Annotated in this window: 11 protein-coding genes; 5 read left to right on the top strand and 6 right to left on the bottom strand. The window is 73.8% G+C overall.

Features of this window, described 5'->3' with window-relative positions; all coding sequences use genetic code 11:
• Window positions 1–11: 11 nt before the first annotated feature.
• A complete protein-coding gene (locus AAG742_RS11765; RefSeq protein ID WP_298714471.1) occupies window positions 12–407 on the bottom strand; it encodes a DUF2809 domain-containing protein in 396 nt (131 codons plus the stop codon).
• A 58-nt stretch (window positions 408–465) separates the two neighbouring features.
• Here AAG742_RS11765 and AAG742_RS11760 point away from each other — a divergent pair, with 58 nt between their 5' ends.
• Window positions 466–1176, top strand: a complete 711-nt coding sequence (locus AAG742_RS11760; protein ID WP_298714468.1) for a 4a-hydroxytetrahydrobiopterin dehydratase — start codon at window positions 466–468, stop codon at window positions 1174–1176.
• A gap of 31 nt (window positions 1177–1207) precedes the next feature.
• On the opposite strand, the gene AAG742_RS11755 is transcribed toward AAG742_RS11760, so the two are convergent.
• A complete protein-coding gene (locus AAG742_RS11755; protein WP_343282161.1) occupies window positions 1208–2500 on the bottom strand; it encodes an MFS transporter in 1293 nt (430 codons plus the stop codon).
• Between the two features lie 24 nt (window positions 2501–2524).
• Here AAG742_RS11755 and AAG742_RS11750 point away from each other — a divergent pair, with 24 nt between their 5' ends.
• The gene (locus tag AAG742_RS11750; protein WP_343282160.1) at window positions 2525–3034 is read left to right on the top strand and encodes a MarR family winged helix-turn-helix transcriptional regulator; all 510 of its coding nucleotides are present in this window, start codon (window positions 2525–2527) and stop codon (window positions 3032–3034) included.
• A gap of 15 nt (window positions 3035–3049) precedes the next feature.
• On the opposite strand, the gene AAG742_RS11745 is transcribed toward AAG742_RS11750, so the two are convergent.
• Window positions 3050–3880 (bottom strand): spermidine synthase, encoded by an 831-nt coding sequence (locus AAG742_RS11745; RefSeq protein ID WP_343282159.1) that lies wholly within the window; start codon window positions 3878–3880, stop codon window positions 3050–3052.
• A 143-nt stretch (window positions 3881–4023) separates the two neighbouring features.
• Here AAG742_RS11745 and AAG742_RS11740 point away from each other — a divergent pair, with 143 nt between their 5' ends.
• On the top strand, window positions 4024–5175 hold the full coding sequence (locus AAG742_RS11740; protein ID WP_343282158.1) for a DUF819 family protein: 1152 nt from the start codon (window positions 4024–4026) through the stop codon (window positions 5173–5175).
• Window positions 5175–6335, top strand: coding sequence for a dipeptide epimerase (locus tag AAG742_RS11735; protein ID WP_343282157.1), 1161 nt, complete (start codon window positions 5175–5177; stop codon window positions 6333–6335). Before AAG742_RS11740 ends, AAG742_RS11735 begins: the two co-directional genes overlap by 1 nt.
• A 50-nt stretch (window positions 6336–6385) precedes the next feature.
• Here AAG742_RS11735 and AAG742_RS11730 read toward each other — a convergent pair whose 3' ends face one another.
• Window positions 6386–9247 carry a cation-translocating P-type ATPase gene (locus AAG742_RS11730; RefSeq protein ID WP_343282156.1) on the bottom strand — a complete coding sequence of 954 codons (2862 nt, stop codon included), beginning with the start codon at window positions 9245–9247 and terminating at the stop codon, window positions 6386–6388.
• 85 nt (window positions 9248–9332) lie between these two features.
• The gene (locus AAG742_RS11725; RefSeq protein WP_298714448.1) at window positions 9333–10205 is read right to left on the bottom strand and encodes an EamA family transporter; all 873 of its coding nucleotides are present in this window, start codon (window positions 10203–10205) and stop codon (window positions 9333–9335) included.
• A 102-nt stretch (window positions 10206–10307) separates the two neighbouring features.
• On the opposite strand from AAG742_RS11725, the gene AAG742_RS11720 reads away from it, so the two are divergent.
• Window positions 10308–10787 carry an SRPBCC family protein gene (locus AAG742_RS11720; RefSeq protein ID WP_298987711.1) on the top strand — a complete coding sequence of 160 codons (480 nt, stop codon included), beginning with the start codon at window positions 10308–10310 and terminating at the stop codon, window positions 10785–10787.
• Window positions 10788–10903: 116 nt separating this feature from the next.
• On the opposite strand, the gene AAG742_RS11715 is transcribed toward AAG742_RS11720, so the two are convergent.
• On the bottom strand, window positions 10904–12190 hold the full coding sequence (locus AAG742_RS11715; protein WP_298987709.1) for an acyl-CoA desaturase: 1287 nt from the start codon (window positions 12188–12190) through the stop codon (window positions 10904–10906).
• Between the last annotated feature and the right edge of the window lie 53 nt (window positions 12191–12243).

Genomic DNA, 12243 nt, shown 5'->3' with positions numbered 1-12243 from the left:
GCACCCCCGCCTCACCGTCGACGCGCCCGCACCCCCGCGTCAGCCAGGGCGGCCGCCGCGCAGCCGAGCGCGTAGAGCAGCAGGTCGCCCGCCACGAACGTCGTCCCCAGCACCAGCCGCACCAGTGGGAAGGCCTGCGCCCACGCCACGGGCAGGCCCGTGAGCTGGAACAGCTCGATCGCCGCGCAGGCCGCGAACGCGACGCCGCCCACCGTGAGGGATCTCTGCCGCGGCAGCACGAACGCCACCACGAGGTACACGAGCACCGCATAGAGGGCGTCGCCGGCGGGCCCGGTCCACGCGCCGTGGAGCAGGAGGCGGACGCCGAGTCCCAGCACCAGCACGAGGGCCGCGGCGCACGCCAGGGCGGCCCGACGTCGTGCGGAGGTCGGGGGAAGGGTGCTCACGCGATCCATGGTGCCCCCAGTCTCCTCCGGGGCCACCTCCCGGTGGCACGATGACGTCATGAGTGAGACCCCCGTCACGGACCCCCGCCGCCTCCTGCGCACCGCCGAGGTGGCCGACGCCGGCCTGGAGGACTGGCGCCTGCTCGCCGGCCGCCTCAAGGCGCGCTTCACCCCGGCGGACTACGCCACCGGCCTCGAGCTCGCCGCCCGGATCGGCGCCGCGGCGCAGGACGCCGACCACCACCCCGAGCTCACGCTCACCTATACGGACGTGGTGCTCACACTCGCCAGCCACGACGTCGGCGGGGTCACCTCCCGCGACCTGCGCATGGCCCGGCGCATCAGCGGGATCGCCCGGGAGCTGGGCGTGCGCGCCGACGTCGCCGGCCTGACCCAGCTGGAGCTCGCCCTCGACACCGCGCGCGGGGCGGCCCAGGCGCGGATCTACGCGGCGCTGTTCGGCGCCGATGTCACGGGGGACGGCGACCTCGCCGACCCGAGCGGGCAGACGCCGTCGATGTGGTGGCAGGGCCCGGAGGGCGAGGCTTCCACCGGGGAGCACGCCCTGCCCGCCCCCGAGGTGGAGCAGCGCTGGCACCTGGACGTGTGGGTGGCCCCGGAGGAGGCGGAGGCCCGCCTGCAGGCCGCCCTCGACGCCGGGGCCACTCTGCTCAGCGACGCCTCCGCGCCCTCGTTCTGGGTGATCGAGGACGCCGACGGCAATCGGGCGTGCGTCTGCACCGCGCTGCGCCCCGACCACGAGCACTGAGCCGTCCTGGCGCCCGGGCCGTCGAGCCGCCTCAGCGGGCGGCGGCGGTCCCGTTCCGGCCGTGCTTCCGGCCGTGCACCGCGAAGTAGTACACGCAGCCGACCACGAGTGCCGCCGCGAGCACGGCGTACATCGCCCCGTAGCCGGCCGCGGCCACGAGCCCGCCGAGGGCGACCGGCCCCAGGCCCAGGCCGACGTCGGCGAACAGCATGAGCGTGGAGATGCCGGCGCCGAGCTGGTGGGCCGGCACGGCGTTGACGGCGATCGCCTGCGCCGCCGGCATGAGCGTGCCGTAGCCCAGGCCGCTCAGAGCGCCGGCCACCACCACCTGCCAGTCCTGCGTGGCAGTCGCCAGCAGCAGCAGCGCGGCGAGGAAGCAGACCAGCGCGGGGTACACCACGACGTCGTCGCCGCGGCGGTCCTGCACCGTGCCGAGGGTCAGGCGCATCAGCAGCATGGCGGCCGCGTAGGCGAGGAAGAAGAACCCCGCTCCGGCCGTGAGCCCGCGGTCCACGGAGTAGGCGTCGAGGTAGGTGATGACCCCGGAGTAGGCCAGGCCCACGATGAGCATGAACCCGGCGATCGGCACCACCGCCGGGTGCAGCACGGAGCGCAGGCGGAAGCCGACCGCGGGCGCCGGATGCTCGACGGGCACCTCGCTCGCGCCCTTCTCGCCCGGGGTGAGGGCCTCGCCGTGGTCCACGCCGGCCGGGGCCGGGTCCGGTGCCGGGACCGGTGCCGGGGCGGCCGCGGGGTGCTCGCCCAGGGCGAGGGCGAGGAGCAGGCTGGCCGCGGTCACGCCGAGCGTGGTCCAGAACAGCCATCCGTAGCCGGCCGAGCCGACGAGGAAGAGGCCCAGGGCGGGGCCGATCGCGGTGGCGAGCGTGGTGCCCAGGGCCAGGATGCCCGTGCCCTCCGCGCGTCGGGAGGCCGGGATGGCGGACTGCGCCGCGGCCATCACGGCCGTGCTGGCGAACGCGTAGGCCGCACCGTGCAGCATGCGCACGACGATGAGTGCCGGCAGGGACGAGGCCGGCAGGTACAGCGCGCACGAGACCACGACGACGGCGAGCGCGACCAGCAGGACCCGACGGCGGCCGAACCGGTCCACCACGTGGCCGGTGACGATCCGGGCGAGCGTGGCTCCGATGACGAAGGAGCTCGACGCGAGCCCCGCACCGGCCTCGGATGCCGCGAACTGGCGCACGGCGTAGAGGGCCATGGTGGTGACGAGCGCGTAGAACACGACGAACTGGAGGAAGGAGACCACCCACGCGAGCACGAAGGTGGGGGAGGCGATGCGTTCCTGCTCGGCGATTTGCATGATGCAAAAGGTAGCATCGTTTGCATGATGCAATCATCTGAGGGGGCGTGGGCCGACCCGGTCCGCGGGATCATGTACGAGCACATGCTCCTGCTGCGGGTGGCCACGCAGGGGGTGGCCCCCTACGGCCGGTCGAGCGCGCTGGAGCGCAGCGCCACCGTGCTGCTGGCCCGCCTGGAGGCGGGCGGGGCCATGAGCGTCGCCGAGCTGGCCGAGGCCTTCGACCTCGACGTCTCCACCGTCCACCGGCAGGTGGCCGCCGCCATGAAGGCCGGCCTCGTCGAGCGGGTGGCGGACCCCGACGGCGGCTCCGCCCGGCTGCACCGTCCCACGGAGGAGGGACGCGCCCGCCTCGCCGCGGAGCTGAGCTCCCGCGCGGACAACGTGGCGCAGATCGTCTCCTCCTGGCCCGCCGAGGACGTCGTCGAGTTCAGCAGGCTCCTGCGTCGTTTCAACGAGGGGGCGGAGGAGCGCCGGGGTCACCCGTGGCCCCGGCCGCAGGCGGGCCCCGGTGCGGAGGACCCCCGGCCCTGAGCACCGCGCCCGCCCTCAGGCGCGACGGATGCGGGAGGCCAGCGCGGCCGACTCCGCCGGGTCCAGCACGGCCGCCGGATGCGGCCCCGCCGCGGCGAGGCGCTCCGTGCAGCCGGCCTCTCCCAGCGGCGCCCCCGCGGCCAGCACGACGTTGCCCCAGTCCAGGCGCTCCAGCATCCCCTGGTCCGCGAGCGTCCACGGGCCGGGCACCCCGGCCTCGGCGGCAGCCTCCTCGAGGGCGCCCAGCTCGGCGCCCAGGAAGCCCAGGCCGGCGTCGTCGCCGATGTTCACCAGCAGCACCCCGCCCGCCGTCAGCAGCTCGAGCAGCTCCCCGTAGAACACGGCCCCGCGCAGGTGCTCGGCACCGTCCTCACCGGTGCCGATGTCCAGCACGACGGCGTCGAACCGCTCCCCGTCCATCGCGAGGTCGACGGCGGCCAGCCGCGCGTCCGCGACCACGGAGACGAGGTCCGTGCCCGCCGGCAGGGGCAGCTCGGCGAGCACGAAGGACACGAGCTCCCGGTCCAGGTCCACCGCGGTCTGCTCCGAGCCGGACCGGGTGGCCTGCACGTACCGGGGCAGCGTCAACGCGCCGGCGCCCAGGTGCAGCACGCGGACCGGCTCGCCCGCCGGGAAGGCGGCGTCGAGCACGTTCGCCATCCGGCGCAGGTACTCGTACCGGATGCGCCCCGGGTGCTCGAGGTCCACGTGGGACTGCACGGCCCCGCCGATCTCGAGGACCCAGCCGTCGTCGTGCTCGTCGGGCAGGATCCGGGCGAGCTCCCCGGACGTGCCGAGGTGGACGGTGCGGGGCGCGGGGGAGCCGGCAGGACGCTGAACGGGCATGGCCCCCAGTATGCGGGCCGCGCCGCCGCGCCGACGCGGGGCCCGGCTCCGGTACTGTGACCTGAGCCATGCTCGTCATCGCGTGGCTCACACTCGACTGCCCCCCGCGCCGCTGTGCGCTCGCACCCACCCAAGGAGGGCCCGTGATCACCGACGGCCTGCTCATGATCGGCGTGGTCCTCGGACTCGCCGGCCTGCTGATCGTGCTGGAGAAGACGACCGGCTGGAAGTTCTTCAAGTACGTCCCCGCCATGGTGCTCATGTACCTGATCTGCGCCGGGCTCAACACGCTCGGGGTGTTCGGCGACGCCAAGGACGTCCGCGCGCCCCTCAAGGCGCTCAAGGACGTGGCGCTGCCCGCCATGATCTTCCTGCTGCTGCTCGGCTGCGACCTGCGCCGGATCATGGCGCTCGGCCCCAAGCTGCTGCTGACCTTCTTCGTGACCGCCGCGTCCATCATGGTCGGCATGATCCTGGCGTTCCTGCTCTTCCGCGGCGCCCTCGACCCCGAGTCGGGCAAGGCACTCGGCGCGCTCTTGGGCTCCTGGACGGGCGGCAGCGCCAACATGGTGGCCGTGCAGGACATCGTGAAGGCGCCGGAGAACATCTTCGGCTACGCACTCATCACGGACACGGTCGTCTACTCCGTGTGGCTCATGCTGATGTTCTCCGCCGTCCTGCTCTCGGACCGGTTCAACCGCTTCACCAAGGCGGACGCGAGCTACCTGGACGGCCACATCGCCGCGGTCGAGGAGGAGAAGCGCCCGATCTCCGTGACCTCGCTGGCCGGCCTCGGCTTCGGCTCGATCCTCATCGCCACCCTCGCCATCTGGATCGGCGGCCTCCTGCCCGCCGTCGGCACGTTCATCAACTCCACCGCGTGGACCATCATCATCGTCTCGGTGCTCGGTCTGATCTTCGCGCAGACCCCGCTCGCGCGCGCGGCCGGCTCCGCGGAGCTCGGCACCCTGATGCTGTTCATCGTGATAGGCCAGATCGCCACCGGCTCCGACTTCGCGGGCATCTCGCAGGCCCCGGTGTACCTCGGGGTCGGCGTGGTGACGCTGCTGATCCACGCGATCATCATGGTGGTCTACGCGAAGCTCACCCGCACCGAGCTTTTCTCCATCGTGGTGGCCTCCGTGGCCAACGTGGGCGGCATTGCCTCCGCTCCCGTTGTGGCCGGCACCTTCAGCCGCCAGCTCGTGCCCGTCGGCATCCTGTTCGCCCTGATCGGCACGCTCATGGGCACCTGGGTCGGCCTGCTCGGCGCTCAGATCATGCAGGGCCTCTGATGGCGCATGACGACGCCGCGCGCACCTCTCCCGTCACCGTCGCCTCGGTGCGGGCGCACCTCCACGCCAGCCGTCTGCTGCGCCCGTTCGTGACGGCGCAGCGCCGCACGGAGGCCGTGGCCTACGTGGCCGTGGACGTGACCCTCGCGGGCGGTCCGGGGGAGGTGGCCGGCGTCGTCGGGCAGGGCTCCGCGGCCGAGACCGTGGCGGTCACGGGCGAGAGCGCCGAGACCATCCTCGCGGCCGTCAACGGGCCGATCCGGGCCGCCCTCGAGGGGGTGTCCGGCACCCCGGACGAGCTCGCCGCCCTGGCACGCGGGGTCGTCCCGGGCGCCTCGAGCGCGCGGGCCGCCGTCGACGTCGCGGTGCACGACGCCCTTGCGCGCGCCCTCGGCGTCCCGCTCGTGGAGCTGCTGGGGGCGCCGTGCGGCGTGCGCCTGGACCCGGCCGCCGGAATCGCCTCGGACATGACCGTCTCTCTCGAGGAGCCCGCGGTCATGGCGGGCCACGCCCGCGAGGCGGCGGCGGACGGCTATGGGATCCTCAAGATCAAGCTCGGCCGGGACGCCGAGCAGGACCGGGAGCGTCTGGCTGCCGTCGTCGAGGCCGCGCCCGGCGCGCGCCTGCGGATCGACGCCAACCAGGGCTGGACCCCGGACGAGGCTGTGCGCGTGCTCGCCCGGTTCGCCGCGGACGGCCTGCCGATCGACCTCGTCGAGCAGCCCGTGGCGCGCGACGACCTCGCCGGCCTGGCCCGCGTGCGGGCCGAGAGCCCGTTCCCGGTCATGGCGGACGAGGCCGTCTGGGGCCCCGACGACGCGCGCCGGATCATCGACGCCGGCGCTGCGGACATGCTCAACATCAAGCTCGCCAAGACCGGCGGGCTGGGGGAGGCCCTGGCCGTGGCGGACCTGGCCGCCGAGGCCGGGCTGACCTGCATGGTCGGCGCAATGATGGAGCCGCGCATCGGGATCGCCGCCGGGGCGCACCTCGCGTTCGCCCACCCGGCGATCGCCATGGTGGACCTGGATCCGCCCGCGTGGTTCGCCTCGCCGCTGCCGGCCGGCGGCTTCACCGACGACGGCACGCTGCGCCTCACGGGCGGGCCCGGCCTGGGGCTGGAGCGGCTGTGCGCAGAGGACGACCCGCCCACGATGTGACGGCCGCCGCCTGCGCCCGGCCTCAGCGGCCCGTCGGGGCCGCCCCGTCCTCACGCCCCGCGGGCCCGCAGCACCAGCTTCCGCAGCTCGTCGAACCACAGCACCACGGAGGCCAGGCCGAGGCACATCAGCCACTGGCCGGCATCCAGCGCCGTGGTGCCGAACGCGGTCTGCAGGAACGGCACGTGCACCACGAGCACCTGGGAGAGCACGCCGAAGGCGATCGCCGCCCACAGCCAGCGGTTGTGGAACATGCGGTGGAAGGCGGAGGTGGTCTCGGAGCGGGAGTTCAGGGCGTTGAAGAGCTGCGCGAGCACGAGCGTGGTGAACGCGCAGGTCTGGGCGTCCACCACGGTGCCGGAGCCGGCCAGCAGGCCGCCCGGGAGCTGGCTGTCCAGGGCCAGGAGGGTGACCGCGGCCATCACGGCGCCGATCGTGAGGATCCCGCCCCACATGCGGCGGTCGATCACGCGGTCGGTCGCCCGGCGCGGCGGGCGGGCCATCACGTCGTCGCCCTCCGCGTCGATCCCCATGGCGAGGGCGGGCGCGGAGTCCGTCACGAGGTTGACCCACAGGATCTGCGTGGCCAGCAGCGGCACCACCACGCCGGACCCGTGCCCGGTCAGGCCGAGGAACCCCGCGAGCATCACGCCGAAGAACATGGTGAGCACCTCGCCCGTGTTGGACGAGAGCAGGTAGCGCAGGAACTTCTTGATGTTCTCGAAGATCACCCGGCCCTGCCGCACGGCGGCAACGATCGTGGCGAAGTCGTCGTCGGCCAGGATCATGTCCGCGGCCTCCTTGGACACCTCGGTGCCCGTGATGCCCATGGCCACGCCGATGTCCGCCTTCTTGAGGGCCGGCGCGTCGTTCACGCCGTCGCCGGTCATGGAGACGATGGCCCCGTCGGCCTGCAGCGCACCGATGATCCGCAGCTTGTGCTCGGGGGAGACGCGCGCGTAGACGGCCACGCCCCGCACGGCGGCGCGCAGCTGCTCGGCGTCCATCGCCTCGAGCTCCGGCCCGGAGAGGGCGCGGTGGCCGGGCTCGGCGATGCCCAGCTCCTGGGCGATCCGCAGCGCGGTGGCCGGGTGGTCGCCCGTGATCATGACCACCCGGATCCCGGCGCCGCGGGCGGTGGCGACGGCGTCGGCGGCCTCGGCGCGGGCCGGGTCGATGATCCCGGCGGTGCCCACGAACACGAGCTCCTTCTCGAGGCCGCGCAGGGCCTCGCCGTCGAGGGTCCCGTCCGCCGCCCGGGCGGCCTCGAGCTCGGCGGGCTCGAGGCCGCGGTACGCCACCGCGAGGGTGCGCAGCGCCTGGTCGGAGAGCTCCTGCACGTCGCGCGCCGCCGAGGCGCGGTCGGGCTCCCCGAGCGCGAGCACCTCGTCACCCCTGCGCACGCGGGTGCAGTGCTGGAGCAGCACGTCCGGCGCGCCCTTCGCGACGAGCAGGGGGGCGCCGTCCCGCTCTCCGTCCGTCACGACGACCGACATCATCTTGCGCTCGGACGTGAACGGCGCCTCGGCCACCCGGGTGAAGCGCGCGGCGCGGGCCTCCTCGAGGCCGGCCTTGCGCTCGGCCACCACGAACGCGGCCTCCGTGGGGTCGCCCAGCACGGACCAGGCGCCGTCGTCGTCCCGGCGCACCTCGGCATTGGAGGCGAGCGAGCCGCCGCACAGCAGCGCGACGCCCTCCTCGCGCAGGGGGTGCGCGGCGTCGGCGGCGAGCAGGTCGACGCCGTCGTCCAGGAGCACGCGGCCCTCCGGCGCGTAGCCCACGCCGCTGAGGCGGGCCTGCCCGGAGGGGGCGCGGACGGCCTGCAGGGTCATCTCGTTGCGGGTGAGGGTGCCGGTCTTGTCGGAGCAGATCACGGAGGCGGAGCCCAGCGTCTCCACGGAGGAGAGGTTCTTCACGATCGCGTTGCGCCGGCTCATGGCCGTCACGCCGAGGGAGAGGACCACGGACAGGATGGCGGGCAGCCCCTCCGGCACCGCGGCGACGGCGAGCGAGACGCCCACGATCAGCACGTCCACCGCCTCGCGCACGGAGTGGATGCCGCTCGTCATCGCGATCGCCGCCATCACCACCACCGCGATCCCGATGACGGCGATCCCCAGCGTGCGGCCGAGGGCGTCGATCTCCCGCGTGAGCGGAGTGGCCTTCTTCTCGGTGGAGCTGAGCAGCCGCGCGATGTGCCCCATCTCGGTCTCCATGCCCGTGGCGGTGACCACCGCGGTGCCCACGCCCTGCGTCACAGCCGTGCCCTTGTGGACCATGTTCGCCCGGTCGCCGAGGCTGACCTCGCCCGGGATCGGGGCCGGGCCCTTGCCGACCGGGGCGGACTCGCCCGTCAGCGCGGCCTCGGCGATGTGCAGGGAGGAGGAGGCGATCAGGCGGGCGTCGGCGGCCACGGAGTCGCCCTCGGCGAGCGCGAGCACGTCCCCGGGGACGACGTCGACGGCCGGCACCTGCACGGTGCGGCCGTCACGGACCACCGTGGCCATCACCGCCGCCATCCCCTGCAGCGCGGCCACCGCGTCCGCGGCGCGCGCCTCCTGCACGTAGCCCAGGACCGCGTTGAACACGATGATCACGGCGATCACGATCGCGTCCACGGGGGCGCCGTGCGCGCCCTCGAAGAACCAGGCCACCACGGAGATCACGACGGCGGCGGCCAGCAGGTGGATCAGCGGATCGGCGAACTGCCTCAGGAATCGGCGCCAGGACGACTCGGCGGCCGAGGCCTCGAGCTCGTTGGCGCCGTGCTCCGCGCGGCGGCGGAGGACCTCGGCGGAGCTCAGCCCCACCTGGCCGTCCACGCCGAAGTGCGCGAGGGCCTCGGCTGCGGTGGTCCGCGTCCACGGGACGGGATGGGCGGTGGCGGTCGGCGTGCCTGGGTGGTCGGTCACGGCGCGGGCTCCCTCGGAAGGACCAGGTCACCGGCGGGCCGCGCCGATGACGGCGGATGTCTCGAGTCTACGGCGGCGGGCCCGGTCAGGCAGGCCGCCGTCGCAGCACCCGCGGCGTCGTCATGAGCCCGAGACCCACGCCGAGCAGGATGACCGCCGCCCCGAGTGCCTGCAGGGGGCTGAGCATCTCCCCGGCCACGGCGGCGCCGAGCAGGACGCCCGTCAGGGGGTTGAGCAGCCCCAGGATCCCGACCGTCCGGGCGGGCAGCGCCGCGAGGCCCCGGAACCACAGCACGTAGGCCAGCCCGGTCGCGATCAGGCCCATGTACGCGAACCCCAGGACGGCGGGCAGGCCCAGGGGCGGTGGCGGGCCCTCCACGGCCAGCGCCACCGGTGCCAGCATCACGCCGGCCAGGGTCAGCTGCCACGCGCTGAACGTCAGCGAGTCCACGGGCGGCCTCCACCGCTTCGTCAGCACGTACCCCAGCGACGACGTCAGCACGCCGGTCAGCGCGGCCGCCACGCCCATGGGATCCAGGGTGGCGATCGCGCTGCCGGCCAGCAGGGCCACGCCGAGGATCCCGACGACGGCGCCGACGTACGCCATCAGCGGCGCTCGCTCGCGGAGCAGCAGGCGGCCCAGCACCACCATCACCAGCGGCCCGGAGGCCATGAGCGTGGCGGCCACGCCGCTGGGCAGGCGGGAGCCGGAGACGTACACGAGCACGAAGAACCCGCCCATGGTCAGGAAGGAGATCAGTGCGGACTTCCACCACCACGCCCCGCGGGGGAGGCGCCGGGTCAGGGCGAGCAGGATCAGCCCGGCCGGCAGGGCCCGGATCGCGGCGCCGGTGAGGGGCAGGTCCGCGGGCAGCCACTGCCGCGTCACCACGTAGGTGGAGCCCCAGAACACCGGGACGATCGCGGTGGTCAGGAGGAGGCGCAGCCGGGACGTCATGCTCACGAGGGTAGGGGGTGAGGAGCCGGGGTCGTGCGAGCGCTCCTCGCCCGCGTGCGTAGGGCATGGCCCACGGCGGCGGTGCACCCCTACCCTGACGCCATGGAGCACATCGACGAGACCGCCCTGCCCGCCCCCGAGGACCGCGTCGTGTCCGCGACCCGCCACGTCGACGCGCCGGCCTGCGTCGTCTTCGAGCTGATCGCGGACCCCTCCCGCCAGCCCGAGTGGGACGGCAACGACAACCTGGCTGAGGCCGCCCCCGGGCAGCGGGTGACCGCTGTCGGGGACGTGTTCGTCATGACCCTGCAGAAGGGGGTGGACCGCGCGAACCACGTGGTCGAGTTCGAGGAGGGCCGCCGCATCGCCTGGAAGCCCTCCGAGGTCGGCGGGGAGCCGTTCGGCCAGCTGTGGCGGTGGGAGGTCGAGGACGACGACGAGGGCGGCTGCCGCGTCACCCACACCTATGACTGGACCGCCCTCACCGACCCGAAGCGCCTCCAGAAGGCGCTGCGGACCGGCGAAGAGCAGCTCCGCGCGTCGATCGACCGGCTCGCGGAGCTGGCCGAGCGTCAGGGCTGAGCGGGGCCGGATCGCACGAAGGGGACCGGATCTGCGTCCAGGACTCAGATCCGGTCCCCGTGTTCAGACCGGGCGGGGAGGTCCCCGCCCGCCCGGCCGTCGGGGGAGTCAGCCGATCACGGCAGCGCCAGCCGGAACACCTTGGCCCACGCCGAGCCGACCTGCTTGTGCAACGGCCCCGTGGTGTAGGGCAGGCCGTAGCGCCGGCAGATGTCCTGGACCTTGGGTGCCACCTCGGCGTACCGGTTCGAGGGCAGGTCCGGGAACAGGTGGTGCTCCACCTGCAGGGAGAGGTTGCCGGTCATGAAGTGCATGAGCTTCGAGCCGGAGATGTTGGCGGAGCCGATCATCTGGCGCACGTACCAGTCGCCGCGCGTCTCGCCCTCCACCATCTCCTCCGTGAAGGTCTCCACGCCGTCGGGGAAGTGTCCGCAGAAGATCACCGAGTGCGCCCAGATGTTGCGCAGCACGCCGGAGATGAGGGTGGCCTTGACCGCGGCCCTGCCGGAGCCGGTGAGGGCCTCGGCCACGATCGGCGTGGCCAGGTAGTCCTTCGCGGCCTGGCGCGAGGCCTTCACGGCCACCGACGTCAGGTCCCGGCGCATCTCCGCCCAGGACTTCTCTCCGGCCTGGAACTTGGACAGCTCCAGGTCGTACAGGGCGATGCCCCACTCGAAGATCGGGGCGAGGGCCGCGTTGAGGACGGGGTTGAGGAGGTGGCGGGGCTGCCACGGCTCGGACTCGTCCATCCGGAGCAGGTTGTAGCCCACGTCCGTGTCCTTGCCGATGACGTTGGTCCAGCGGTGGTGCGCGTCGTTGTGGGTGTTCTGCCAGGCCGACGACGGCGTGACGAAGTCCCACTCCCACGTGGTGGAGTGGATGTCCGGATCGCGCATCCAGTCCCACTGGCCGTGGAGGACGTTGTGGCCGATCTCCATGTTCTCGATGATCTTGCCGGTGGTCAGCATGGCGATGCCGGCGACGAACGCGGCGCGGTTCTTCGCGTTCAGCAGCAGCGTGCGTCCGCCCACCTCGAGCCAGCGCTGCAGGCGGATGACGCGGCGGATGTAGGCCGCGTCGGAGGCGCCGCGGCGGGCGAGCACGTCGTCGCGGATCGCGTCGAGCTCGCGGCCCAGCTCGGCCACCTGCTCGTCGCTCAGGTGCGCGGCGGCCGGCGGGCGCACGGTGGGGCCGCCCTCGGTGGCCAGCATCCCGGGGCGGGCCTTCGGCGCGGCCCTCGTCGCGGCGTCGGCCTCGTCGCCGCGCGGGGCCCAGCTCGTGGTGTCCGGGCGGTCGTCGGGGAGGACGCGGGCCTGCCGCCCGCGGACGGTGGTGCCCGGGATCGCGAGGGCGGGGTCTGCGGGGGCGGTGGCGCCGGCGGGGCGGGGGAGTGTCTGGGTCACGGTGGTCTCCTGACGGTTCGGGAGGCGATGGATGGATGTCGAAGGGGCCGGGA

The sequence above is a fragment of the Micrococcus sp. 2A genome, from assembly GCF_039519235.1.
Taxonomy (GTDB): Bacteria; Actinomycetota; Actinomycetes; order Actinomycetales; family Micrococcaceae; genus Micrococcus.
The sequence above is the reverse complement of the archived record's forward strand: the minus strand, read 5'-3'. Positions and strand labels throughout refer to the sequence as shown.